Genomic DNA, 24,759 nt, shown 5'->3' with positions numbered 1-24,759 from the left:
GCCCGGACGTCGCCTGCCTAGCCACGCTGATCGATCTCCCGCAGGATCTCGTCGGCGAGCATGGTCACCGTGCCCGCGCCGACGGTCAGCACCACGTCGCCCCCACGCACCAGCCCGGCGACGAGTTCGGGTGCACGGGAGAAATGCGGCTCGAAGTGGGTCTCGGTCCCCGCGTCCATCCGGTCGGTGATGACCCGGCTGTCGACCCCCTCGACCGGGTCCTCGCGTGCTCCGTAGATGTCGAGGACGACCGCGACATCGGCCAGTGACAGGGCCGCGGCGAACTCGGCGGCGAAGGTCAGCGTCCGCGAGTAGAGGTGCGGCTGGAAGACGACGACGACGCGGCCCGGCCGTCCGGTCTCCGACTCGCGTGCCGTGACCTTCCCGCGGGCCGCGGTGATGACCGCCCTGACCTCGGTGGGATGGTGGGCGTAGTCGTCGAAGACCTCGACGTCCGCGGCACTGCCGTGGAACTCGAAGCGGCGGCGCACGCCGTCGAAGTCCCCGACCCCGTCGACGAGACCGTCCACGGGCGCGCCGACCAGGTGCCCCGCGAGCACGGATGCGGTGGCGTTGAGGAGCATGTGCAGCCCGGGGGTACGCACGAGCAGTTCACGGTCTCCCCCGGCGACCGCCACGCGTGCCGCGGTGCCACCGTCGCCCAGGGGCACGGTCGAACGAATCTCCGCGCCGACGGGCACGGTCGGGTGGGCGGCGACCGCCTCCGACGTGCCGTAGCCGAGCACGCGCACGCCCTCGGCGACCGTGACGCGCCCGGCGGTGACCTCCTCCGCCAGGTGTGCACTGCCGTCGTCGTCGAGGCAGGCGACGAGCGTTCCGCCGGCCACGATGCGTCCGGCGAACCGGGCGAAGACCTCACGGTAGGCCTCGGGGGTGCCGAAGTAGTCCAGGTGGTCGGGCTCGATGTTCGTCACCACCGCCACCTCCGGCGCGTAGGACAGGAAGGAGCCGTCGGACTCGTCCGCCTCCGCGACGAACACGTCGCCGGTGCCGTGGTGCGCATTGGTGCCGGCGCGGTTGAGTTGCCCGCCGATCGCGAAGGACGGGTCGAGCCCCGCGGACTGCAGGGCGACGACGGCCATGGAGGTCGTGGAGGTCTTGCCGTGGGTCCCCGCCATCAGCACCGCCCGGCGATCCGCCATCAGCAGGGCCAGGACATCGGAACGGCGCAGCAGCGGCACGCCCGCCTCCCGGGCCGCCACAAGCTCCGGGTTGTCCTGCGGGATGGCGGCGAAGGAGGTGACGACGACGTCCGGCAGGGGCCCGTCCGGCGTCCCGCCACGCAGGTTCTCCGCCCGGTGCCCGACGTCGACCGTCGCTCCCGCCGCCTGCAGCGCGAGAACCACCCGTGACTCCTTCATGTCGGAGCCGCTGACCGTGATCCCGCGGTCGAGCAGGATCCGGGCGATGCCCGACATCCCGGCACCGCCGATGCCGACCATGTGCACGTGGTGGATGTCGCGGAGGTCCTCGATGCCTGTCATTTCCTGCTCCCTGCTTCACTGATGACGATGTCCGCGATCTTCCCGGCGGCATCGCGGTGCCCCGCCCGGGCCGCCGCCCTGCCTGCCGCGGCCAGACGCGTGCCGTCACGCAGCAGCGGGATGACCTCGCGGGCCACACGGCGCGCGTCGAGCTCGGAGTCGTGGACGATGCTGCCGCCCCCGGCGTCGACGACGGGTCGGGCGTTGAGTTCCTGTTCACCGTTGCCGTGCGGCAGGGGGACGTACACCGCCGGCAGGCCGCAGGCCGAGATCTCGGCGACGGTCATCGCCCCGGACCGGCAGAGCACCATGTCCGCCGCGGCCAGCGCCAGGTCCATCCGGTCGATGTAGGGCACCGCGACGTAGGCGGGGGCCCCGGGGACCTGCTCCACGGTGACGGAGTTCTTGCGTCCGAAGGCGTGCAGGACGCCCACCCCGGCGTCCGCGAAGGTCTGGGCCGCACCGCTGACCGCGTCGTTGATCGACGCGGCCCCCTGGCTGCCACCGGTGACCAGCAGGACGGGAGCGTCGGCGTCGAGGCCGAAGAACGCGCGGGCCTCATCACGCAGGGCGGACCGGTCGAGCGACAGCAGGTCCTCCCGCACCGGGATGCCCACCACCTCGGCGTCCAGGCCGGAATCCGGCGTCGCGGCGAGGGCGCGTCCACCGAGCCGGACGCCGAGCTTGTTCGACATGCCGGCGCGGGCGTTCGCCTCGTGGACGACCACCGGCAGTTTCAGTGACCGGGCGGCCAGGTACGCCGGGGCGGACACGTAGCCGCCGAAGCCGACCACCACATCGGCGTCCAACCTCTTCAGCGTCCGGCGGGTCGTCCGCAGCGCACCGACGAGCCGGAACGGGAGCGTGAACAGGTCCTTGTTGATCCGCCGCGGTACCGGCACCGGGGGTATCAGTTCCAGGTCGGTCCCCCGCGCGGGAACCAGGCTGGTCTCCAGGCCTCGCTCGGTGCCGAGCGCGGTGACCCTGGCGTCCGGCCGGGCACGTCGCACGGCCTCACCCACGGCCAGGGCGGGTTCGATGTGTCCGGCCGTGCCGCCGCCGGCGAGGACGACGGAGAGCGGTTCGGTGGGCGGGGTCACTGGGGTCACTGTCTCCTGTGTCGGGGATCCGGCCAGGGTTCTGACCGGTGCTGGTTGCGTGATCGCCGGGGTGGCGGCAGGGACTCACGTGAGATCCGCTGTCCACCGCCCCGCGGCCGGGGCTCACCCGGGGGCGACTGGCGTCTCCGGGTCACCGGTTCACCGTACCGCTTCGGCTGCGGTCGGACCCGCTCACGCTGCTCGCGGCCGGGACGGTAGGGGTCCGGCTCCGGGAGGAACAGGATGCGGTCGATCAGCGGCCGGCCCTCGTGCTGCATCGACGAGATCGTCTCCGGTTCGTGGCGGGCGATGCTCGCCAGCAGGCCCAGCGACGCCAGGGTGACGACGGCGGACGACCCGCCCGCCGAAATCAGCGGGAGCTGCACGCCCGTCATCGGGAAGAGTCCGACCACGTAGCCCATGTTGTAGAACGCCTGGACGGTGATGCCCATGGTCAGTGCCGCGGCCATCAGCCGCAGGAACGGGTCGGTCTGCGCCATGGCGGTGCGCAGGCCGAACCAGGCCAGGACACCGAACAGGGCGACCACCAGCCCGGCCCCGATCCAGCCGAGTTCCTCGCCGATGATGGCGAAGACGAAGTCGTTGGCGGCCTCCGGCAGGTACAGCCACTTCGCGCGCGACTGGCCGAGTCCCTGTCCCAGCAGTCCGCCGTCGGACAGCGACAGGATCCCCTGCCGTGCCTGGAAGGTCTCCCCGCGGGAGGTGGCGTCATCGAAGGACAGGGTCAGGGTCTCCACCCAGGAACTGAACCGGGAGCTGCGGAAGGCGTGGCCCAGGCTGGCCACGACGCCGAGCAGCGCCACGCAGACCGCGAGGCCCGCCAGGACGACCGTGCTGACCCCGGCGAAGAAGAGCAGCGCCAGGATCACCGCGCCCAGGGAGAGCATCATGCCCAGGTCGTTCTGCAGCAGCACCAGTCCGAGCACCACGGCGGAGACGATGATGAAGGGGTTGAGCACCTGCAGGGCGGTGGTGTACTTGCGGGCACGCATCGTGATCACCGCGGCACCCCACACAGCCAGCGAGAACTTGGCGATCTCCGAGGGCTGGATGCCGACGCCGGCGAAGCGGATCCACGACCGTGACCCCACCTCCGAACTGCCGATGCCGACGCCCGGGATCAGCACCAGGATCAGCAGCACCAGCGAGATCCCGAGGAAGGCGACCGAGAGGTTCCGCACGGTCGACGGCCTGATCCGCAGGAAGAACCACATGGCCACCAGGCCGCCGGCGACCACCACCGCCTGCTTGATGAACTCGGTGAACACGCCGGTGTCGTCCCGGATCGAGGTAACCATCGAGGACGACAGCACCATGGTCAGTCCCACGACCACGAGGATCGCGGTCACCGACATGATGACCTTGTAGTTCAGCTGGGGCGTGGAGAGCACCCGGCGGTACTTCTCCCCCAGTCCCCGCCACGGGGACTCGTTAGTCTGCCTGGTCGGTGTGGACATGTCCCGTCTCCTCCGCGAAAAGTTCCCCGCGCTGTGCCATGCCGCCGTACATGTCCAGTGACGCCGCCGCGGGGGCGAGCACCACCGAGTCGCCCGGTCGGGCGTAGGACCGGGCGACGGCCACGGCCTCGGCCATGGCCTGCCCGGGGTCGGGGGTGTCGACGACCGTCACCGGGAGACCCGGAGCGACCGAGGCCAGTTCCCCGGCGAGGACGTCCCGGTCGACGCCCAGCAGCACCGCCGCCCGCAGCGTGGGGGCAACGGCGGCGACCAGGTCGTCGACACGGGCACCCTTGAGCTGGCCGCCGGCGACCCAGACCACCCCGTCGAGCCCCTGGAGCGCGGCGCGGGCGGCGTGCGGGTTGGTCGCCTTGGAGTTGTCGATCCAACGCACCCCGTCGACGTCGGCGACGACCTGGCCGCGGTGGGCCTGGACCCGGAACCCCGACAGTGCGGTGGCGACCGAGGACGGTGCGGCACCGACCGTCCTGGCCAGTGCCGCGGCCGCAGCCGCGTCGGCGACCCCGGCGGGGCCGGGCGGCGAGATCCCCTCCGTGGGGGCGAGGTCGGTGAGGTCCCCCGTCGCAGTGTCCAGTTCGACGATCCGCCCGTCACGGACCCCGGTGACGACCTCGGCACCGGCGACGCCCGCCGCAGCCGGGTCACCGGTGGTGAAGGCGCGGCGGTGGCCCGCACCCTGCGGCGCCTCGACCCGGGCGTCGTCCGCGGCGATCACCGCGACGTCCCCGGACAGGGCCCGCATCTTGTCCGCCGCGTAGTTGGCGAAGGAGCCGTGCCAGTCCAGGTGGTCGTCGGCCAGGTTCAGGACGCAGCCGGCGTCCGGGGCGAAGTCCGGGGACCAGTGCAGCTGGAAGCTGGAGACCTCGGCGGCCAGCACCTCGACCGGCGGCTCGGCGAGCAGCGCCTCCCCCGGCGGGGTGCCGATGTTGCCGACCGCGAGTGACCGTCGGCCGTCGGCCGTGAGGATCGCGTCCAGCATCGCCGTGGTGGTGGTCTTTCCGTTGGTGCCGGTGACCGCCAGCCAGGTCCGTGGACTGCCGAACAGTCCGGCCCGGTCGGCGAGCCACGCCGCCCCGATGTCGCCGATCACCGGGACACCGGCGGCGGCCGCGGCAACCGGAAGCACCCCGTCGGGGCGCCATCCCGGGGAGGTGACCAGCAGGTCCACCTCCCCGGCGGCGAACATGTCGACGGCGTCACCGACACCGATCCAGCGGGCACCGGTCTCCCGGGCGAGCCGGGTGCCTGCGTCACCGTTGTCGTCAGCGAGGGTCACGGAGCAGTCCAGCCTGGCGAGCATCCTCGCCACACCCGCGCCGGCGACACCGGCGCCGGCCACGAGCACCCGGCCGGAGCGCAGTGTCCGCACAGTCTCTGGTGTCACCATGTCTTCACTCCTGACTCATCGTTCCGCTAGAGGGTTGCGCTGCTCAGCCACTCGCTGTAGAACACGCCCACGCCGATGGCGGCGAAGAGTGCCGACAGCAGCCAGAACCTGACCGTCACCGTGGTCTCCGCCCAGCCTCCGGCCTCGAAGTGGTGGTGGAAGGGCGCCATACGGAACACCCGGCGTCCCGTGGTCTTGAAGGACACCACCTGGATGACCACGCTGGCCGCCTCCATGACGAACAGCAGGCCGACGATGACCATCAGCAGCTCGGTGCGCGAGGCGATCGACAGACCGGCGACCAGCCCACCGAGCGCGAGCGAACCGGTGTCGCCCATGAAGATCTTCGCCGGGGCGGCGTTCCACCACAGGAAGCCCACGCAGCCGCCGAGGCCCGCGGCCGCCAGCATCGCGAGGTCGAGTGGGTCGCGGACGGCGTAGCAGCCGGCCTCGGCTCCCCCGGAGCAGGAGTTCCGGAACTGCCAGAACGTGACCACCACATAGGCCGACAGGACCATCGCGGTGACGCCGGACGCCAGGCCGTCGAGGCCGTCGGTGAGGTTCACCGCGTTCGACCAGGCGGAGATCACCACGTAGATGAACAGCAGGAACAGGACCGTGCCGATGACGGGCCCACCGACGGACATGTCGAAGGTGTTGATGTCCCGGGTGAAGGACAGCTTCGTCGAGGCCGGGTTCAGCCCGTCGGAGTTGGGGAACTGCAGGACCAGGATGCCGAAGACCAGGGCGATGACCAGCTGGGAGGCCAGTTTCGCCTTGGCGTTCAGGCCGAGGTTACGGCCCTTGACCACCTTGATGTAGTCGTCGGTGAATCCGACCAGGCCCAGGGCCAGGGTCAGTCCGAGCACCAGCCAGCCCGAGGCGCCTGGGCCGTTGCCGTTGGTGAGGATCCCGACCAGGACGGAGACGACGTAGCCGGCGGTGATGCCGGAGAGGATCGCGATTCCGCCCATGGTGGGCGTCCCGCGCTTGCGCAGGTGGGACTTCAGTCCCTCCTCGCGGATCTCCTGGCCGATGCCCTCGGCGGAGAACCGCCTGATCAGCACGGGGGTCATGAATATCGAGACGAAGAACGCGACCAGTCCGGCAACGATGATCTGTGTCATGGTTTCTCAGCTACCTGCTCTCGTCTTCGCCGGCGAGCAGCCCCTCGGCAACGTGCCAGAGACCGTCGACCTGGGAGGCCTTGACCAGGACAACATCGTCCCCGCCGAGGTTCATGTCAAGGAAGTTCACTGCGGCGTCGACGTTGTCGACCTGCCGCACGTCGACACCGTGCGTCTGGGCCGCGTGGGCCAGCGCGTTCTGGTTGACGCCGTTGCCGACGACCACGGCGTGGCCGATCATCCGCTTGGCGAGCAGTTCGCCGAGCTGCTCGTGCTCGGTCTGCGCGTCATCGCCCAGCTCACCCATCTGGCCCAGCACGGCCCAGCTCTCCGCGTCGGGGCGTCCCGCGGCGGTGTACGCCAGGGCGTCCACCCCGGCACGCATGGAGTCCGGGTTGGCGTTGTAGGAGTCGTTGATCACCGTGACGCCGTCACCGCGCGTGCGGACGTCCATCCGGTTCTCGCTGGCGGCGACGTGACCGCTCAGTGCGTCGGCGACGGTGGCGGCGTCCAGGCCGCACTCCATGCCGACCGCGGCGGCCGCCAGCGCGTTGGAGACCTGGTGGGCGCCGAAGACACCCAGGGTGACCTGCACGGGATCGCCGTAGGGGTGGTGCATCGTGAAGGACGCCCGGGCGACCTCGTCCAGGGAGGTTCCGGTCGCGTAGTACTCGGCGGTGGATCCGGCCGCGTCGGTCGCGGAGAACCGGACGACCCGGGCACCGGTGCGGGTGCCCATCGCGGTCACCAGGTCGTCGTCGGCGTTGAGGACGGCCAGGCCACCGTCGGCGGCCGTCGGCAGGGACTCGACCAGCTCGCCCTTGGCCCGGGCGATGGCCTCGCGTGACCCGAACTCGCCCAGGTGGGCGGTGCCGACATTGAGCACCACACCGACCCGGGGCGGGGCGATCCGCGCCAGGTGGGCGATGTGGCCCTGGCCGCGCGCGGACATCTCGGCGACGAGGAAGCGGGTGGAACGGTCCGCCTTCAGCGCGGTGTAGGGGTGGCCGATCTCGTTGTTGAAGCTGCCGGGGGGCGCGACGGTCTCCCCGCCGCGGGACAGGACCGCACCGAGGAGGTCCTTGGTCGAGGTCTTCCCGGCCGAACCGGTGACGCCGACCACGGTGAGACCCTCCTCGCGGACCAGGGTGTCGGTGTTGTGGCGCGCCAGGCGTCCCACCGCGGTAAGGACCCGCTCGGCCAGGCCGTCCGGGTCGTTCTCGAGGTAGGCGGCATTGCGCTGTTCCTCCGCCCCGGATCCGGGGGCCTCGCACAGCAGGGACGGCAGTCCGACGGGGCGTCCGACCATGACCAGGGCGGCACCGTCGTCGAGGACACCGGGGACGAAGTCGTGGCCGTCCACCCGGGCACCGGGCAGCGCCATGAAGACGCTGCCCGGGGTGACGCGGCGGGAGTCGAACTCCACGGGACCCGTCACGACGGTGTCTGCGGTGGCACCGTCGACGAGCTGCCCTCCAGTGACATCGGCGATGTCGCCGCTCGTCATCTCAATCATCGTTTCGGTTCCTGTCTGTCGTCTATCGCCTGTGCCAGTACTGCCGCGTCATCGAAGTCGATCACCGTGTCGCCCACGATCTGGCCCGTCTCGTGGCCCTTGCCCGCGACTATGACGATATCGCCCCGGCGGGCCCAATCCACGGCAGCCCTGATCGCGTCGGCCCTGTCGCCGATTTCGCGGAGGTCGACGGTGCGTCCCCCGGCCTCCAGTGCCCCGCGTGCGCCGTCGAGGATCTGTGCGCGGATGGACGGGGGGTCCTCGTCACGCGGATTGTCGTCGGTGACGAAGACGGCGTCGGCCCGACGCGCCGCCTCGGCCCCCATCAGGGGCCGCTTCTCGTGGTCGCGGTTGCCCCCGGCGCCGAGGACGACGGCGATGCGGCCCCCACCACCGGCGCGGGCCGACTGGTCGGCGAGGGTGTCCAGCGCGGCGGCGACGGCGGCGGGCTTGTGGGCGTAGTCGACCAGGGCCAGGAAGTCCTGCTCCGCACACCCGACGCCGGTGCCGGTGACCGCCTGCATCCGTCCGGGAACCCGGACGTCGGCGAGTGCGGCGGCGTTGGTGCCCGCACCGGCGGCGTACAGGCAGCCGAGCGCGAGCGTCGCGTTCGCCACGTTGAACGCGCCCGGCAGGGCGACGGAGAAGTCCACGGCCGACCCGTCGTGGTCGACCGCGACATGCTGGAGACCGTCCGCGCCGACATCGACCCCGGTGACCGTCCATGTGGCCGGGCCGCCGTCGGTCGAGACCGTGACCGGGGCGACGAGCTGCCCGGCGAGACGGCGTCCCCAGTCGTCGTCGACGCACACCACGGGGGTGGGCAGCGTCCCACCCGGGTCCTGCGGGGTGGTGAACAGCAGAGACTTCGCCCGGAAGTAGTCCTCCATGGTCGGGTGGAAGTCGAGGTGGTCCTGGCTGAGGTTGGTGAATGCGGCGACGTCGAAGTCGACGCCGCGGACCCGGCCCATGACCAGGGCGTGCGAGGACACCTCCATCACCACATGGGTGACACCCTCGTCCCGCATCCGGGCGAAGAGACCCTGCAGGGTCGGGGCCTCGGGTGTGGTGAGGGTGGTCGGTACGGCCCGGCCGTTGATCCTGGTACCGGTGGTGCCGACCAGTCCGACGTGGTGGTCGTCGAGCAGCACCCGCTCGATCATGTAGGACGTGGTGGTCTTGCCGCTGGTGCCGGTCACCCCGATCACCGTCATCGCGCGGGAGGGGTGGCCGTGGATCTCGGCGGCGACCGGACCCAGCCAGGCACGGCAGTCGTCGACGACCAGCACGGTGGTGGACAGTCCGGCGTCCCGCAGCACGGACAGGCCGTCCTCGTCGGTCAGCACCGACGCCCCGGCGGACTGGTCCGCGTAGACCGCCCCGTGGGCGCGCGTGCCGGGCACGGCCATGAACATGCCGCCGGGGGCGACCGAGCGGGCGTCGATCGCCGCGTCGGGCACGGCCACGCCGCCGGCCGCGCCGGCACCGTCACCGAGGACGACGAGACGCCCGCCGGTCAGCTCCGCCAGCGCGGACAGGGTCGGGTTCGCACTCACTGTTCCTCCAGGGTCAGTCGGGGTGCGGCCTCCGGGGAGAGCGGCACGTTGTAGTGGTCGAGGAGCCAGGACGTGATGTCCCTGAACAGCGGTGCGGCGGACTGCCCACCGCCACCGTCGGTGCCGCGCTCGGGGTCGTCGAGCATGATCGCCACAACGAACCGGGGGTCGTCGGCCGGTGCGATCCCCGCGTAGGTGATCCAGTAGTCCGAGTTCGAGTACGCCCGGGTCTCCGGGTCGATCTTCTGCGCGGTACCGGTCTTCCCGCTGGTCTGGTAGCCCTCGATGCCGGCGGCGGGGGCGGTGCCCTGCTGGACGCCGGCCGGGTCGGACTGGTTGACCGCACGGAACATGTCGAGGACCGTGTTCGCGGTCTCCGGGGAGACCACCTCGGTGCTCTTCGGCTCGTCCTGCGGGATCTCCGCGCCGGAGGAATCGGTGGCCGACCGCACGATGCTGGGGTTGATGCGCACACCGTCGTTGGCGACGGCCTGGTAGATACTCGCCATCTGCAGCAGGCTCATCGACATGCCCTGCCCGATGGGGAGGTTGGCGAAGGTGCCGCCGGACCACTGCGACAGGTCCGGGACGTAGCCGCTGGTCTCGCTGGGCAGTCCGACATCGGTGGCCTGGCCCACGCCGAACTTGTCGATGTAGTCGGCGAAGGCGTCCTCCCCGACCCGGTCGGCGAGCATAAGGGTGCCCACGTTGGAGGACTTCCCGAAGATGCCGGTGGTGGTGTACGGGACCTCGCCGTGGTCCCAGGCGTCCTTCACCGTGACGCCGGACATGTCGATGCTCCCCGGGACCTGCAGGACCTCGTCCGGCGCGGTCTTGCCCTCCTCGATCGCCGCGGCCGCGGTGATCACCTTCGCCACCGAGCCCGGCTCGTAGGCGTCCTGCACCACGCGGTTGCCGAAGACCTTGCCGTCATCCAGCTGTTCCTCCAGGTCGCCCTGGGGATTGATCGTGTCCGAGGAGGCCATGGAGACCACTTCGCCGGACTCCGCGTCGAGCACCACGGCATTGGCGGACTCCGCACCGGAGTTGTCCTTCGCCTGCTGGACGAGCTGCTGGATGTAGGTCTGCGCCTCCAGGTCCATGGTCAGCTCGTAGGTGTCGCCGTCGACGGCAGGGTGACGGTCGCGGGTCGAACCGGGGATCGCCAGGCCGTTGGCCCCGACATCCACGGTGCGCGAGCCGTTGGTGCCCTGCAGCCGGGAATCCTGCGACAGTTCCATGCCGAACTGGCCCTCGTTGTCGCGGCTGATCTTGCCGACGACGTTCTGCCCCACCGCCCCGTTGGGGTACTGGCGGATGTCCTGGCGCTCTGCGGTGATCTCCGGGTACTCGTCGACGATCTGCTCGGCGACGTCCGGGTCGACGTCGCGCACCAGGACCTCGTAGGTCGAGTCGGAGGTGAGCTTCTCGCGGATGTCCTCCTCGCGCACGTTGTCGACGCTCTCCTCGTCGTCCCCGGAATCCTCGTTGCCGGTCTCCTCGGTGTCCTCGTGGAGTTCGGAGAGCATCTCCGGCAGTCCGGTGACGATCTCCTCCAGCCGTTCCTCCGGCGGCGAGACCGTGTCGCTGTGGAGGTTGTGGTTCTCCTCCATCCAGTCCATCAGCAGGTGCGGGTTCACCGACAGGGAGCGCGCCTCCATGGTGTACGCCAGCTGCTGGCCGTTGCGGTCCACGATGCCGCCCCGGTGCGCTGGTTCGGAGATCACGGCGGTGCGCTGCTCACTCGCCATCGCGGACAACTCAGGTCCCTTGACCAGCTGAACCCACGTCAGGCGCAGGATCAGTGCGGCGACCAGGACGACCACGATGATGACCACGATCCCGCCCCGGCGGGTGAACCGCGACGCGCCGGTGTCGAGGGTGTTCCAGGAGCTCCAGGAGTTGCCCGGTTTCCTGCCCCGTGCCTCGCCGTGAGCCACGTGATCGCCTCCGTTCCGCTGCGCCGGTTGGTACTTGTGTGTGACGGTAAGTGTCAGTCCGCCGTCCATTGTCGCCGTGGGGACACCGAACCCGGGTCATTGGAAAGGGCGTGTCGGATCCGCAGCTACACCATGCGTGTCACGGGGCGTAGGGCAGATCCCCGGTCGGGGCCGCCGGCGCCTGCGGGGCAGCCTGGCCGTCCGGGGCCTCCCGACCCTCCGCGTCCTGCCCGGCGGCGTCACGGTCCTCGAGCGCCTGCGGCGCGAGACCCGGGACCTGGCTGGTGTCTTCCGGATCACTGGTGGGGCCCTGCGACCGGACGTCGCCGTTGACGTCGGTCAGCGGCGTGCCCTCCGCGGAATCCGCGGGGCGCACCTCGTCGACGTTCTCGCCGTCCACGTTCAGCACCCCGGTCTGGCCCGGGACGACCATGCCCATCCGCGTCGCCTCGGCGGCGAGGTTCTGCGTCGATGACGCATGCTCCACGTCACGGTTCAGCGACTCGATCTCGTTCGACAGGGTGGTGCTCGTCTCCCTGGCCTCGGAGAGCTCGAAGGACTGCTCGGTGGTGCGCCCCGAGAGGTACATCGCCATGGTCACCCCCGCAACGAAGAGCGCCACCAGGACCACCCAGGTCCACACGACGGAACGGTCCCGGGGGTTGCGGCCGGTGACGCGCCGGCCGCGCACCGTGAGCTGCTGACGTGAACCGGGGCGGCGCACCGGGCTCGTGTACGGGGTACGACGACCGGTCCTACCGCCGCCAGTACGCCTGGTCCCGGGATCCGCGTAGGACGTCCCGGCGTGGTCGGCCGCCGGACGGGGCTTCGTGGACGTGCGGGACGGCGCGGCTGTGGTGGTACTCATCGATTACCTCACTCAAGCGTGTCGGGGTGTACGGATTCTGCGGATTGCCCTGACCCGGACCGGGGCGGCGCGCGGGTTCTGCTCGATCTCCGCGGGCGAGGCCTTCTCCGCCCCCCGGGTCACCTGGGCGAAATCGGGGGCGTACTCGGGCAGTTCGACGGGCAGGCCTGGCGGTGTGCGGTCCACCGTGAGACCGGCGAGGGCCTTCTTCACGATGCGGTCCTCCAGCGACTGGTAACTCATGAAAACGGCGACTCCGCCGGTGTGCAGGCGGGATGTCGCCGCCGGGATGACCGCCGCCAGCGAATCGAGCTCGGCGTTGACCTCGATGCGCAGCGCCTGGAAGGTCCGCTTCGCCGGGTGGCCGCCGGTGCGGCGGGTCGCCGCCGGGATGGTGCGGTACAGCAGGTCGACGAGACGACCCGAGGTCGTGAACGGCTCCACCTCCCGCTCGCGCAGCACGGCGGAGGCGATCTTCCCCGCGAAACGCTCATCGCCGTAGGTCTTGAGGATGCGGGCCAGATCGCCGTGGGCGTAGGTGTTGAGGATGTCGGCGGCGGTCACCGGCAGTTCCGGGTCCATGCGCATGTCCAGCGGGGCGTCCTGCGCGTAGGCGAAGCCCCGGTCGGCCTGGTCGAGCTGCATCGAGGAGACGCCGAGGTCGAAGAGGTAGCCGGAGATCCCGCTGTCCCTGGCGGACGCCGGGATGCGTCCCCGGTCAACGAGGTCGTCGATGGCGTCACCGAGTCCGTCGAACCGGGTGCGGTAGGCGACGAACCTGTCGCCGAAGCGTGCGAGGCGTTCCTCGGACTGGGCGATGGCGGCGGGGTCCCTGTCCAGGCCGACGACCGTGGCCTGCGGGAATGCCTCGAGGAAGACCTCGGTGTGTCCACCCGCGCCCAGGGTCCCGTCGACAATGATCGGGGCGGAGGGGGTGTCCGTGCCGTCCGCACCCCCGAGTGCCCCACCAACCAGTTCCACCATGCGGTCACGCATGACCGGGACATGACCGTGCTCACCGGAGACCCGCCGGGGCGCGTCACTGTCGGTCATGGTCATCTCCTTCTGCGGTGGTGGTTGTACGGGTGGTGTGTCCTTGTGTGCGTGGGCCGGCGGGACTGTACACGGGGCCTCACCTGCACGGGCCCGGTTTGACGTTGGGGAAGTACATCAAAAGGGGTCGTCCGCGCAGATGAGGGCCGGCACACAGTCCCGCCGGCGTCTGCGGGGGGGCACACGGTCAACCGGTCAGGGTCAGAGGATTCCGGCGAGGGAGTCGTCGTCACCTTCGGCGAAGTCGGTCTCGTGCTCGTCGAGGTAGGTCCGCCAGGTGTCGGCGTCCCAGATCTCGATGAAGTCGACGGATCCGATGACCACGCATTCCCTGTCCAACCCGGCGTAGCTGCGGTGCCCGGCGGAGAGGGTGATCCTCCCCTGCTTGTCGAGTTCCTGCTCGTCGGCGCTGGCCGCCAGGTTCCTGACGTAGGCGCGGGCCCGCGGATTCGACCGCGAGGCGGCCGCCGCCTTCGCCGCACGGACCTGGAACTCGGCCCTGGTGTGCACCGCGAGGCTGTGGTCCTGGCCGTTGACGACGACAAGGCCGTCACCCAGCTGGTCACGGAATTTCGCCGGCAGGGTCAACCGACCCTTGTCGTCGAGTTTCGGGGTGAAGGTACCGAAGAACACGTCGGCTCCCTTCCCCGGTCATCCGGTCCTGTTGGCGCTGGTGGCACTGAATCATTGCTGCCGTGTGCGTTCTCTGTGAAGTTGTCGCTGGAACCCTCTTCGCTCCAACGCGCCCCACAATACCCCACTTTCAACCACAGTGGCTACCCCACGCGCGGCTTTCTGCAGGAACTTGCAGAGGCGCGACCGGCAGAGAATCCCAGTCAACCTCACTGACATGGGATTATAGCCACATGGTGGCCAGTGGTGAAAGGTGGGGCGCGGGTGGGGCAACACTCCGGACACGGCGCCCCACCGTCCGCCGTCACCCGGGTCCCCCACCTCCAACACGTCACCCGGAACGAAGAAACCCCAGTTCGTGGAGCCCTGCCCCCGCCCCGCCCGCCGTGTGCCGGTTAGCCGGTGGGGGGAAGTGGGGAATCGGGAACCGGGACCCCATGCCCGTTACCCATGTGCGGTCTCACGCCACCCCTCGACCACGCACGCGGCCCGGCCGGTTGACGTACTCAACCGGCCGGGCCGCGTGCCCGGTCCTTCAATCCCCCCTGGTCCCTCCCGTGACCGTTACGGGGCGCCCACCTTCTCGGAGCAGGCGGCCCGCTCCTCGTCGGTGAACGGCATAACGTCCGGGTCGAGCGTGGGGTCATTGTCCTGGTTCTTCACCAGGGCGTGCGCCTCCTTGTCGGTCTCCACCGTCGGGAAGGAACCGATCAGCGGACGACGTGACGACTCGGTCATGAACAGCAGGGCAATACCCGCGATCGCCGAGAACAGCATGATGTACAGCGCGGGAATGATGTCCAGTCCGGTCTGCTGCAGCAGGAACTGCGTGACCAGCGGGGTCGTTCCACCGAAGATGGACACCGCGAGGTTGTAGGATATCCCCATCCCGCTGAAGCGTGACGCCGTCGGGAACAGTGCCGGCAGGGCGGACGCCGACAGTGCCACGAAGAGCCCGGTCGGGATGGCCACCAGGATCAACGCGATGACCACGGCCGTGGTCGATCCCGTGTTCATGATCAGGAACGCCGGGACCATCAGGACCAGGGTGCACAGCACCGCAGCGGCGTAGACCGGCTTGCGGCCACGCCGGTCACTCCACCTTCCGATGAAGGGCAGCGACAGGGACATCACGACGAGCACCGGGGCGGTGACCGCCGCGGCGGAGGCCGAGTGCATACCGATCTGCTCCTCGAGGTACACCGGCATGTAGCTGGTCAACGCGTAGCCTGCGGTATTCGTGGCGGCCACGATGGTGAACCCGATGACCAGGGCCCTCCAGTGGTGCCGCACGACGCCGGCCAGCGTCAGCCGGGCCAGCGGGTCGTCCGTGTCCTTGACGATCTCGTCCGCCTCGTCATCCCGGTTGTCCTCGAAGGCGGGGGTCTCCGGGATACGCGTCCTCAGGTAGACCGCGATGATCCCCAGGGGAATCGCCGTCAGGAAGGGGATGCGCCAGCCGAAGTCCTCCATGCCGCCGGGCCCGACCTGGGCCTCCACGATCCATGTCGTGATGGCGACAACCATGGCTCCGGCGGCGAAGCCGATGTAGGAACCCATGTCGAGGAAGGACCCGAAGAATCCCCGTCGACGGTCCGGGGAGAACTCCGCGATGTACGTGGTTGCACCGGCGTACTCACCACCGGTGGAGAACCCCTGGATGAGTTTCAGGAGGTACAGCAGCACCAGTGCCCAGCCACCGATTGCCGCGGATGTCGGCAGCAGTCCGATCAACGCGGTCGACAGGGCCATCATCACCATCGTGGCGTAGAGGACCTTCTGGCGTCCGATCTTGTCCCCCAACGGGCCGAGCACTATGCCGCCCAGCGGCCGGACGAGGTAGCTGACGGCGAAACCGAACATCACAGCCAGGAGCTGCCACTGCTCGGGCAACCCTTCGGTGAAGATGGACGACATGGTGACCGTGAGGTACCCGTAGATGCCGAAGTCGTACCACTCCATGAAATTGCCGACTACCGTCCCCCTGATGGCCGGCCGGATCTTCTTAGATGACACGACATTCACGTGCCCGAACTCAAGTCGGGGCGATGCCCCGCGTTCTTTATTCTTCAAAGGAGTTCACTCCTCATCGCTTGTTTCGGACGGGAGAATAAGCCCGTCCCTCCAACGGATCCTGTGCTCCTGCAGCCTCCTGAATCGGTCGGTTCAGCAATGGACGGTAGGCCACTATAGCGCGATGAGATGAAAAATCCAGTGGATCAGAGAATTGAAAAGAGGTGAACGTCGCTCACGTAAAGTGCAGGTCAAGGGTCTGCGTGAGGGTCAGTGACTCCGGTAGAGAATAAAGGAAGCGGGCCACGGGGAATACCCGTGGCCCGCTATTCTCCGTGGTGACGGAGTGGTTAACGCTGATTACTCAAAGCGTTTACGGAAGCTGTCCTCCATGCGGTCAGCGACGCCCCCGTTGCCACCATTCCCGGTCTTTCCGCCGGACGGTGCCCCTCCATTTTTCTCGGACTTCTTCGGGCCCGAGGAGCGGAAGGCGAGGAGCCCGCCGCCGAACATCACGAGGAACCCGGCCACCGCGAGGATGACGAACCAGAGACTGTTCTGCGACAGCGCGATGCCGGCGAAGAGGATGCACAGTCCGAGGAGTGCGACGGCGATGGAACGGATACCGATGTTCAGCCCGCCCTGGGTCTCACTTCCCGAGGCCTGCTTGGCGAGGTTCGGGTCCTCGGCGATCAGCGCCTGCTCAATCTCCTGCAGCATGCGCCGTTCTTGTTCTGAAAGGGCCACGATCGTCCTCCCCTGAGGTGTCGGGTGTAGGTGAAGTTCCTGTCATCAGTGTCAACGCCCGGCGCCGGGAAAAAGTTCCCGCGCCGCCACAGGCACGTCCGCCGATGTTGCTGTACCCATCCTACCCCAGCGCACTGCCGACCACCTCATGCCACCTCAGGCAGATACCCGACCATTCCCCGCACGTCATCGAGGAAGTCACAGGCATCGCGGTAGACCTCGGCCACCACGCTCTCCGCCAGGTCAGGCTCCAACCCCATCTCGGTCCTGGTCACCAGACGGGAGTGCTTCTCGAAGAGATCGCACCAGTGGTCCATGTCCTCCGCCAGGACCCGCACCCGCGCCCAGGCACTTCCGGCGGGCAGCCGACGACGCTTCTTGCGGGCGTACTGGATGACCGCACCGGCGGCCCGCAGTGCACCGCGGTAGGCCCAGGTCAGCTGCTGTTCGGTGTCCGGCTCCAGCCGGCTTCGCTCCAGCAGACGCTCGGCTTCGATGATGAAGGTCTCCGGGAGCGCCGCCCCTCCTCTGCCGGACCGGCTCAACCTGGCGACCGTGGATGCCGTTCCCTGCGACATGACCGGTTCCTTTCCTCGTGTGGTGCGGTGTCCTCCGCGCCATCTGGTCATGGACGTTACGGGCGACCACGGACACACCCCGGTACGCCTCGAACACATGTTCGTATTTGACCACTCCGCCTCCCGACGACCCCCGGTTTGGCAGGATGGTAACGGTGAACGATGACAGCAGCATCAGCGTGTGCACCCTCCCGGTGCGGGACTTCCTGTCGCGGGTCGACGAACTCGTCGACCTCCACCTCGACGCTATGGCCTACCCACGCTCCGCCTTCACGCAGCGCCGGTTACTGTGGGCCGCCAACTCACGCAAGCAGGGCTTCGTCTGCGTTATCGCGCTGGAGCACCCCCGGGACACGCCCGCCGACCCGTCGAACCCCGGCCACCGGGGCGTCGGCGTCGCCTACGGCTTCCCCGGCAGTCGCAGTACCTGGTTGTACGGCGAGGTCAACCGCGGACTCCGCGGCCGCGGACTGACGGCGCCCGAGGTCGCCGAGATCCTCTCCGACTACGACGAGATCTCGGAGGTGCACGTCCACCCCGACTTCCAGGGCCACGGCATCGGCCACCGCATGCTCGACCTGCTGCTCCCCCAGCTCCACAGCCGTCGGGCAATGCTCTCCACCCCCGAGGTCGCCGATGAGGGGAACGCGGCGTGGGCACTCTACCGCTCACTGGGCTTCCGGGACGTCCTGCGGGATTTCCGCTTCGGCTCGGACACCCGGCCGTTCGGCATCCTCTCCCTCGACAGGACCGCCGGTTAGCGGACTAGCGCACCATGTCCTGGCCGAGCTCCGGACCCCACGCCGGGGCCATCCCGAGATTGTGCAGGACCTCCTGGGTCGCACGCACATTGTTCATTGTCATGAAGTGCAGGTCGGGGGCACCTTCAGCGATCAGCCGCTCCGCCATCCTCGACGTGACCTCGATACCGGCCTCACGGATGGCCGGCGCATTCTTCTTTTCGTCGCCCGCGGCGACCCGGGTGAACAGCGACTCCAGGTCCGAGGGGAGTGACGCGCCGGAGAGTTCCAGCTGGCGGCGCACCGACCGCAGCGAGGTGATCGGCATCAGACCGGGGATGACCGGCTTGGCGCCGTGGACCGGGTCGGCGGCGAGCCGGTCGCGCAGACGCAGGTAATGGTCGACGTCGAAGAACATCTGGGTGATCGAGTAGTTCGCACCCGCCCGCAGCTTCGCCAACGTGTAGCGCGTGTCGTCCTCCAGCGTCGGTGCGCGGTAGTGCCCCTCCGGGAAGGACGCGATCCCGATGTCGAAGTCGGCGCACTCCGGCATCGACCGCGCCAGTTCGATGAGTTCCAGGGCGAAGTCCAGTCCGCCGTCGACCGGGTCCCAGTCCCCCATCGGGTCGCCAGGGGGGTCGCCGCGCAGGGCGAGCAGGTTCGTCATGCCCAGGGACGCGAACTCGCTCAGGATGCCGCGCAGCTCGTCCACGGTGTGGTCCACCAGCGTGAGGTGGAGCAGTGTGGTCAGCGGCTTCATCGCCAACCTGGTCGCGACGCGCTCCGTCCTCTCCCGGCTCGACCCGCCGGCCCCGTAGGTGACCGAGACGAAACTCGCCCCCAGGTCGTGGAACGCCTCGGCCGCCGACCACAGCCGCTGCTCCGCGGCGTCATCGCGGGGTGGCATGAACTCCACCGAGAACGGGACACGCCCCGGTGTCCCGAAGGTGAGTGTGTCCGTCACCGCGACCTGCAGGCTCGGCGGGGCCGGTTGGAACGGCTCGCGGGAAGATTCCAGTGACATGGCACCCCATCCTAGAGAATGGTGGGCACCCTCCGGCAGGGCGAGGCCCGGTTTGCGCCCACCGGTCCCTACTATTGGGGTGTACCGACCCCGACCCCCGACGACCCACCCCTGGAGGAACCCACCGATGGCCGATGCCGTACCGCCGCCGACCTGGCACGTCGACAGCCCACTGGCCGAGGTTCCGCCGGCCGTCGACGACACACTCCGCGGCTTCCTCGCCGCACGCCACGACGAGTTCGACGGCATCGACCCGGTCGTGCAGCAGGGCATCACCGAACTGGCGGGGTTCACGGTGGGCGGCAAACGGCTGCGTCCCCTGTTCGCCTGGGCCGGCGTCCGCGCCGCACTCGACGGCGGCGGTGGTCGGCTCGATGGTGGCACCGGGCCCGACGGCCTCCTCGGCGCCGTCAGTTCCCTGGAGTTCATCCAGGCCTGCGCCCTGATCCACGACGACATCATCGACCACTCCGACACCCGTCGCGGACGTCCGACCGTCCACCGCTCCTTCGAGACGCGCCACCGTGGGGACGCGTGGCTCGGCGACGCCGCCGACTACGGCGTGAGCCAGGCGATCCTCGTCGGCGACCTGGCCTTCGCCTGGGCCGATGACATGCTCTGCGACTCGGGTGTGTCGGCGACCGCCTTGGCCCGTGCCCGGGAACCGTGGCGCAGGATGCGTACCGAGGTCGTCGCCGGGCAGATGCTCGACATCTCCGTGGAGGCCAGCGGTTCCGAGGACCCTGGGGCACCCTACAAGGTGAACACCTACAAGACCGCCGCGTACACGGTGGAACGCCCGCTGCACCTCGGCGCCGCCCTCGCCGACGCCGACGACACCACCATCGGCCTGCTTCGCGAGGTCGGCCGCGATGTCGGCATCGCCTTCCAGCTGGAGGACGACCACCTCGGGGTGTTCGGTGACCCGGTGGTCACCGGCAAGGCGTCCGGCGACGACCTGCGCTCCGGGAAGCGCACCTACCTCCTGATGAACGCCCTGCGTGCGGCCGACCACTCCGATCCGGTCGCCGCGGCACGGCTCCGGGCGGGCATCGGGACGGTGACCACGGAGGACGAGGTGGACTCCCTACGTCAGATCATCGTGGACTCCGGCGCCGCCGCCGACTCCGAGTCCCGGATCCGGACGCTCACCGACCGCGCCACCGGCACCCTGCGTTCCGGTGGCCTGGGGGCCGGGGTCACCGCCGAACTCGTGGAGGTCGCCGAGAGCCTCACCGATCGAAGGAGCTGACGGCCACGTGGTGAAGCAACTGGGTGCCCGGTTACGGGACATATCCCGCCGGAGGGCGATCATGCTGGGGCTCGTCGGGTCCGTCCTGCTGGCCCTGTGCTCGTACTCGGTCGGGGCGACGCGGGACCGCGGCGGACTGCTGCAGCAGATCGGGTGGACGAACCTGGGCTTCGGACACCTCTACGGCATCGTCATCGTGGTGATGTGGATATCGATCCTGATGCTCATCGCGTCGTGGATCATCATCGGCGGCCGGGTGGTCAGGCTGGGCGAGCCGCTGGGGCGGGGGCCGCTGATCGCATGGGTCGCCCCCCTGGTCTTCGCCGGGCCGTTGATGAGCCGCGACGTCTACTCCTACCTGATGCAGGGCACCCTGGCCCGCGACGGCCTGAACGCCTACGACGTGGGTGCATCCGCCAACCCGGGACCACTGTTCTTCGAGGTCAGTGCCGACTGGCGCAACACCACCACCCCCTACGGCCCGATGCACCTCTGGATCGGCGAGTGGATCACCCGGATCACCGGCGACAACATCACCATGGGTGTGCTGGTCTACAAGATCGTGTCCGTGGCCTGCTTCGCTGCACTGGTCTGGGCGGTCGCCGCCCTGGCCCGCCGGCTCGGCGCCTCCCCGGACACCGCCGTGTGGATCGGCGTGGCCAACCCGTTGGCGGTGATCCACTACATCGGCGGGATGCACAGCGAGGTCATGATGATGCCGCTGGTGGTTGCCGGACTGCTGGTGGGCATCACGTCCGCGCCACTGCGGGGCCTGCTGGCCGGCTCGGCACTGATCGGGGTCGGCGTGGCACTGAAGGCCACCGCCCTGTTCGCCCTGCCGTTCCTGGTGTGGATCGTCGTCGCCCGCCGGGCCGGGGCGCTCCCCGGGGACGGCGGGGAGCGCCGCTCCTCGCGGGAGGTCCTGCGCGACCTGCGGCAGTTCACGTGGCCGCGGTTCAGGACCCTGGTCGGCGGCGGTCTGGCCTCCCTGGCGGCGATGGCGGGGTCGGTGGCCCTGATCACCTGGGCCAGCGGTCAGACGTGGGGCTGGATCGCGGAGATCAGCGGCAACTCGAAGGTGATCAACCCACTGGCGGTGCCGTCGTTCCTCGCCGGGCTCGTGGCCCGTCCGCTCCGGCTGATCGATGACGACATCTTCTTCAACAACGTCCTGGACGTCATCCGGCCCGTCACGACGGTGCTGATGGTGCTCGGCCTGGTGGTCAGCTGGCTCGTCTGGCGCCGGGGCACCCGGGACGCCGTGATCGGTGCCACGGCAGCCTACCTCGTGACCTGCCTGTTCAACGCGGTGGTCCTGCCGTGGTACTACCTGGCGCCGCTGGCGCTGGTGGGCGTGTGGCTCCGCGACCGCCGCGGCCTGTTCGCCGTGGCGTGGGTGACGATGATGCTGTCGATGATGTTCGACGGCGGCGGCGGAATCCGTCTCTACGACCTGTGGTGGATCGTCATCGTCGGCCTGGTGATGTGGTGGGCCGCGTGGGCCTGCCTGATGCGGGAACAGGCCTCAGATAATGGCCATGGCCTGCGCCCGGCGCATGACCTCCCGGGCGAGGTGCCCGTGGAGGGCGTCGACGGGGCGTCCGGGAAGTGACTCGTCCGCGGTGAAGAGGAAGTCGAGGATCTCCTCGTCCGAGTACCCGCCGTCGGACAGCAGGGCGATGAGCCCGGGCACGAACTTGTTGATCTCGCCCCCGTCGGTGAAGAAGCGGGCCGGGATGTGCCGGATCCCGTCGACTTCGACGGCGATCAGGCGGTGCTGGCCCAGGTCGTCCATCACCCGGGTGACGATGACCCCGAGCAGTTCGGCGACGTCCGGGACATTCAGGACGGGTTCGCCGGCCGGGACCCCGGAAACGGCTTCGGACAGGATCTTCGCTGTGCTCTCGTTCGTACTCACACTGCCCACCTTAACCCTTGTGCGTCCGGGCCCTGCGTATACTTCCCGGTTAGCTGTTGATTGAAAGGAGGCGGGCCGAGAATCGTGGAGCCGCAACTGCGCGCAGGTGATCTGCTGGACAACCGGTACCGGATCGGCGAAACCATCGCCCACGGGGGAATGTCCGTGGTCTACCACTGTGTGGACACCCGTCTGGACCGGGATCTGGCGACCAAGGTGATGGATCCCGGGTTCGCCGAGGACCCCACTTTCCGTGCCCGGTTCGAGCGCGAGGCCCGCGCGGTGGCCAGACTCAACCACCCCTGTCTGGTCAATGTCGTGGACCAGGGGGTGGACCGGTCCCCGGACGGCGACCACGTCTTCCTCGTCATGGAACTGGTTCCGGGCGGGACGCTGCGCGAACTTCTGCGGGAGCGTGGCCCCATGCCCCCGCACGCCGCGTTGGCGGTGATGGGGCCGGTGCTCGAGGCCCTGGCACTGGCGCACGACGCCGGGATGGTGCACCGGGACGTCAAGCCGGACAATGTGCTGATCCGCGACGACCACCAGGTCAAGCTCGCCGATTTCGGGCTGGTGCGTCCGGCCCACCGGGACGTGGCCGCCGGTGCCCCGATCATCGGCACCGCCGCCTACCTGGCCCCGGAGCAGGTCCGCGGCAGCGCCATCGGACCGGAGGCGGACGTCTACGCTGCCGGGATCCTGCTCTTCGAGCTGCTGACCGGGCGGACACCGTTCAAGGGCGCCACCCCGGATGAGACGGCCCTGATGCGCCTGGAGCAGGACGTCCCTCCCCCGTCCTCGGTGATCGCCGGGGTGCCCCCGGAGCTGGACGACCTGGTGCTTCGCGCCACCGACCGTGACCCCGGTGCCCGGTTCGCCGACGGCGGGGACTTCCTCTCCGCGGTTGGCACCGTCACGAAGGACCTGGGGCTTCCCGACTTCCAGGTGCCCGCCCCGGCCGACACCGCCGTGCGACGCGCACTGGCAGGATCGGTCGCCGCTGACCGTTTGAGCTGGGACGACGACGCCATGGCGACCAGCATGTTCGATGCAGCGGAGCCGACCCAGCACACCGCGGAGACCTCCCTGGTACCCCAGGTGCCCGAGTACGGGGCGGAGGCGGAGCAGGAACCCGCCTACGAACCGGCTCCCCCCGCCCAGGGACCGCCGGAGGCACAGGCGGCACAGGAACCTGAACCCCCCGCACCGAAGAAGCGGCCGCTGACCAACCGCAGCCCCGCCTCCGCGATCGTCTGGGGCGTCCTGCTGGTCCTGCTCATCGGAGCGGTCGCCGTGGCCGGATGGTGGGTCACCTCAGGACGCTACGGTGAGATCCCCCAGGTCCTGGGCCAGGACGTCTCCGGCGCCCAGGCCGCCATCGAGGCCGCCGGGTTCTCCGCCACGGTCGCCGAGGTCTTCTCCGACGACGAACCGGAGCAGTCCGTCACCGGCACCGACCCCGGCGAGGGCGAACGGGTGCCGCGCGGCGACGAGGTCTCCGTGCTGGTGTCGAAGGGCCAGCCCACCGTGCCCGAACCGGGTGCGGCGGACGACCTGTCCGCCTACCAGGCCAGACTCGAGGACAGGACGCTGACCTGGGAGGTCGGCGAGGAGGTCTACTCCGACGACGTCCCGTCCGGCATCGTCGCCGAGGTCTCCCCGGACGCCGGGGAGACGGTGGACACCGGCACGGAGGTCACCGTCCAGATCAGCAAGGGTGTCGCCCCGGTGACGGTGCCGGATGTCTCCGGCATGTCCGAGGACCAGGCACGCCGCGCGATCGAGCGCGCCGGCCTGGAGGTCGGCGAGGTCGAGGAGCGCTTCGACGGGGACGTCGACGGTGGCGACGTGATCGGCACCGGGGTGGACGCCGGGCACGAGATCCCCGGGAACTCGCCGGTGACCCTGATCCTGTCGAACGCGATCGAGGTTCCGGACGTGGAGGGCATGTCTGCTGACGATGCCGCCGAGGAGCTCCGTGACGCCGGACTGTCCCCCACAACCGGCGAGGGTGTCTCGGACACGGATGTCGACGCCGGGGACATCGCCGCACAGGAGCCGTCCTCCGGCACCCGCGTCGACCCGTCGGCGGACACGACGGTGACGATCCAGGAGTCCACGATGGTGCGCGTGCCGTTCGTCATCGGACGCTCGGTCGACAGCGCCCGGGACATCCTGGAGGACGCCGGGCTAGAGATCGAGGTGGACGGCCGGGACGACGGCCGTGTCATCACCCAGTCCCCCGGCCCCACCGGACGTGCCGCGCTCGGCGACACGGTCACGCTGCACACGCTGTAGGGCTC

General features: G+C 69.5%; 20 protein-coding genes. 4 read left to right on the top strand and 16 right to left on the bottom strand.

The genetic code is table 11. The annotated features are described in order from the left end of the window. Positions 1-17: 17 nt before the first annotated feature. The 14 genes from murC to ACTIL2_RS04130 all read right to left on the bottom strand — a co-directional run bounded on the left by murC (position 18) and on the right by ACTIL2_RS04130 (position 17,522). On the bottom strand, positions 18-1,505 hold the full coding sequence (murC, locus tag ACTIL2_RS04195) for a UDP-N-acetylmuramate--L-alanine ligase (protein ID WP_442336203.1): 1,488 nt from the start codon (positions 1,503-1,505) through the stop codon (positions 18-20). After that, complete coding sequence (murG, locus tag ACTIL2_RS04190; protein ID WP_442336202.1) at positions 1,502-2,605, bottom strand: undecaprenyldiphospho-muramoylpentapeptide beta-N-acetylglucosaminyltransferase; 1,104 nt, start codon at positions 2,603-2,605, stop codon at positions 1,502-1,504. The genes murC and murG overlap by 4 nt, the downstream gene beginning before the upstream one ends. Before the next feature lie 5 nt (positions 2,606-2,610). Continuing rightward, on the bottom strand, positions 2,611-4,083 hold the full coding sequence (locus tag ACTIL2_RS04185) for a peptidoglycan glycosyltransferase FtsW (protein ID WP_442336201.1): 1,473 nt from the start codon (positions 4,081-4,083) through the stop codon (positions 2,611-2,613). Then, complete coding sequence (gene murD / locus ACTIL2_RS04180; RefSeq protein ID WP_442336200.1) at positions 4,058-5,491, bottom strand: UDP-N-acetylmuramoyl-L-alanine--D-glutamate ligase; 1,434 nt, start codon at positions 5,489-5,491, stop codon at positions 4,058-4,060. The genes ACTIL2_RS04185 and murD overlap by 26 nt, the downstream gene beginning before the upstream one ends. 26 nt (positions 5,492-5,517) lie before the next feature. After that, on the bottom strand, positions 5,518-6,618 hold the full coding sequence (gene mraY, locus ACTIL2_RS04175) for a phospho-N-acetylmuramoyl-pentapeptide-transferase (RefSeq protein WP_442336199.1): 1,101 nt from the start codon (positions 6,616-6,618) through the stop codon (positions 5,518-5,520). 10 nt (positions 6,619-6,628) lie between these two features. Next, positions 6,629-8,134 carry a UDP-N-acetylmuramoyl-tripeptide--D-alanyl-D-alanine ligase gene (locus ACTIL2_RS04170; protein WP_442336198.1) on the bottom strand — a complete coding sequence of 502 codons (1,506 nt, stop codon included), beginning with the start codon at positions 8,132-8,134 and terminating at the stop codon, positions 6,629-6,631. Beyond that, positions 8,131-9,690: a UDP-N-acetylmuramoyl-L-alanyl-D-glutamate--2,6-diaminopimelate ligase gene (locus ACTIL2_RS04165; protein WP_442336197.1), complete on the bottom strand. Its 1,560-nt coding sequence runs from the start codon at positions 9,688-9,690 to the stop codon at positions 8,131-8,133. Before ACTIL2_RS04165 ends, ACTIL2_RS04170 begins: the two co-directional genes overlap by 4 nt. Then, on the bottom strand, positions 9,687-11,699 hold the full coding sequence (locus tag ACTIL2_RS04160) for a peptidoglycan D,D-transpeptidase FtsI family protein (protein ID WP_442336196.1): 2,013 nt from the start codon (positions 11,697-11,699) through the stop codon (positions 9,687-9,689). Before ACTIL2_RS04160 ends, ACTIL2_RS04165 begins: the two co-directional genes overlap by 4 nt. 70 nt (positions 11,700-11,769) lie before the next feature. Then, positions 11,770-12,498 carry a hypothetical protein gene (locus ACTIL2_RS04155; protein ID WP_442336195.1) on the bottom strand — a complete coding sequence of 243 codons (729 nt, stop codon included), beginning with the start codon at positions 12,496-12,498 and terminating at the stop codon, positions 11,770-11,772. Positions 12,499-12,510: 12 nt separating this feature from the next. Beyond that, positions 12,511-13,551, bottom strand: a complete 1,041-nt coding sequence (rsmH, locus tag ACTIL2_RS04150) for a 16S rRNA (cytosine(1402)-N(4))-methyltransferase RsmH (protein ID WP_442336194.1) — start codon at positions 13,549-13,551, stop codon at positions 12,511-12,513. Positions 13,552-13,752: 201 nt separating this feature from the next. Next, positions 13,753-14,184: a division/cell wall cluster transcriptional repressor MraZ gene (mraZ, locus tag ACTIL2_RS04145; protein ID WP_442336193.1), complete on the bottom strand. Its 432-nt coding sequence runs from the start codon at positions 14,182-14,184 to the stop codon at positions 13,753-13,755. A gap of 564 nt (positions 14,185-14,748) precedes the next feature. Then, a complete protein-coding gene (locus ACTIL2_RS04140) occupies positions 14,749-16,257 on the bottom strand; it encodes an MFS transporter (protein ID WP_442336192.1) in 1,509 nt (502 codons plus the stop codon). 300 nt (positions 16,258-16,557) lie between these two features. Beyond that, positions 16,558-16,944, bottom strand: a complete 387-nt coding sequence (locus ACTIL2_RS04135; protein ID WP_442336191.1) for a DUF3040 domain-containing protein — start codon at positions 16,942-16,944, stop codon at positions 16,558-16,560. 146 nt (positions 16,945-17,090) lie between these two features. Next, on the bottom strand, positions 17,091-17,522 hold the full coding sequence (locus ACTIL2_RS04130) for an SAV_6107 family HEPN domain-containing protein (protein ID WP_442336190.1): 432 nt from the start codon (positions 17,520-17,522) through the stop codon (positions 17,091-17,093). A 146-nt stretch (positions 17,523-17,668) separates the two neighbouring features. Between ACTIL2_RS04130 and ACTIL2_RS04125 the strand changes: the two genes are divergently transcribed. Beyond that, positions 17,669-18,283: a GNAT family N-acetyltransferase gene (locus ACTIL2_RS04125; protein WP_442336189.1), complete on the top strand. Its 615-nt coding sequence runs from the start codon at positions 17,669-17,671 to the stop codon at positions 18,281-18,283. Between the two features lie 4 nt (positions 18,284-18,287). Here the strand turns inward: ACTIL2_RS04125 and ACTIL2_RS04120 are convergent, their stop codons facing one another. Continuing rightward, a complete protein-coding gene (locus ACTIL2_RS04120) occupies positions 18,288-19,286 on the bottom strand; it encodes a methylenetetrahydrofolate reductase (RefSeq protein WP_442336188.1) in 999 nt (332 codons plus the stop codon). Between the two features lie 127 nt (positions 19,287-19,413). Here ACTIL2_RS04120 and ACTIL2_RS04115 point away from each other — a divergent pair, with 127 nt between their 5' ends. Next, positions 19,414-20,538, top strand: a complete 1,125-nt coding sequence (locus ACTIL2_RS04115) for a polyprenyl synthetase family protein (RefSeq protein WP_442336187.1) — start codon at positions 19,414-19,416, stop codon at positions 20,536-20,538. A gap of 7 nt (positions 20,539-20,545) precedes the next feature. Then, the gene (locus ACTIL2_RS04110) at positions 20,546-22,150 is read left to right on the top strand and encodes an alpha-(1->6)-mannopyranosyltransferase A (RefSeq protein ID WP_442336186.1); all 1,605 of its coding nucleotides are present in this window, start codon (positions 20,546-20,548) and stop codon (positions 22,148-22,150) included. Here ACTIL2_RS04110 and ACTIL2_RS04105 read toward each other — a convergent pair. Beyond that, entirely contained in the window at positions 22,064-22,456 is a 393-nt protein-coding gene (locus ACTIL2_RS04105; RefSeq protein WP_442336185.1) for an Rv2175c family DNA-binding protein, read from the bottom strand. The two genes, ACTIL2_RS04110 and ACTIL2_RS04105, sit on opposite strands and share 87 nt — an antisense overlap. 84 nt (positions 22,457-22,540) lie before the next feature. On the opposite strand from ACTIL2_RS04105, the gene pknB reads away from it, so the two are divergent. After that, positions 22,541-24,754 carry a Stk1 family PASTA domain-containing Ser/Thr kinase gene (gene pknB, locus ACTIL2_RS04100; protein WP_442336184.1) on the top strand — a complete coding sequence of 738 codons (2,214 nt, stop codon included), beginning with the start codon at positions 22,541-22,543 and terminating at the stop codon, positions 24,752-24,754. The last annotated feature ends 5 nt before the right edge of the window (positions 24,755-24,759 follow it).

The organism is Corynebacterium sp., from assembly GCF_052107835.1.
GTDB lineage: Bacteria > Actinomycetota > Actinomycetes > Mycobacteriales > Mycobacteriaceae > Corynebacterium.
The sequence above is the reverse complement of the archived record's forward strand: the minus strand, read 5'-3'. Positions and strand labels throughout refer to the sequence as shown.

What these genes read in the sequence shown, in the direction of transcription:
- murD (WP_442336200.1), bottom strand. Translation starts at nt 5,491, where the DNA reads ATGGTGACACCAGAGACTGTGCGGACACTGCGCTCCGGCCGGGTGCTC.
- ACTIL2_RS04115 (WP_442336187.1), top strand. Translation starts at nt 19,414, where the DNA reads ATGGCCGATGCCGTACCGCCGCCGACCTGGCACGTCGACAGCCCACTG.
- ACTIL2_RS04120 (WP_442336188.1), bottom strand. Translation starts at nt 19,286, where the DNA reads ATGTCACTGGAATCTTCCCGCGAGCCGTTCCAACCGGCCCCGCCGAGC.
- ACTIL2_RS04185 (WP_442336201.1), bottom strand. Translation starts at nt 4,083, where the DNA reads ATGTCCACACCGACCAGGCAGACTAACGAGTCCCCGTGGCGGGGACTG.
- mraY (WP_442336199.1), bottom strand. Translation starts at nt 6,618, where the DNA reads ATGACACAGATCATCGTTGCCGGACTGGTCGCGTTCTTCGTCTCGATA.
- ACTIL2_RS04155 (WP_442336195.1), bottom strand. Translation starts at nt 12,498, where the DNA reads ATGAGTACCACCACAGCCGCGCCGTCCCGCACGTCCACGAAGCCCCGT.
- murC (WP_442336203.1), bottom strand. Translation starts at nt 1,505, where the DNA reads ATGACAGGCATCGAGGACCTCCGCGACATCCACCACGTGCACATGGTC.
- ACTIL2_RS04130 (WP_442336190.1), bottom strand. Translation starts at nt 17,522, where the DNA reads ATGTCGCAGGGAACGGCATCCACGGTCGCCAGGTTGAGCCGGTCCGGC.
- ACTIL2_RS04170 (WP_442336198.1), bottom strand. Translation starts at nt 8,134, where the DNA reads ATGATTGAGATGACGAGCGGCGACATCGCCGATGTCACTGGAGGGCAG.
- ACTIL2_RS04125 (WP_442336189.1), top strand. Translation starts at nt 17,669, where the DNA reads ATGGTAACGGTGAACGATGACAGCAGCATCAGCGTGTGCACCCTCCCG.
- ACTIL2_RS04160 (WP_442336196.1), bottom strand. Translation starts at nt 11,699, where the DNA reads ATGGACGGCGGACTGACACTTACCGTCACACACAAGTACCAACCGGCG.
- rsmH (WP_442336194.1), bottom strand. Translation starts at nt 13,551, where the DNA reads ATGACCGACAGTGACGCGCCCCGGCGGGTCTCCGGTGAGCACGGTCAT.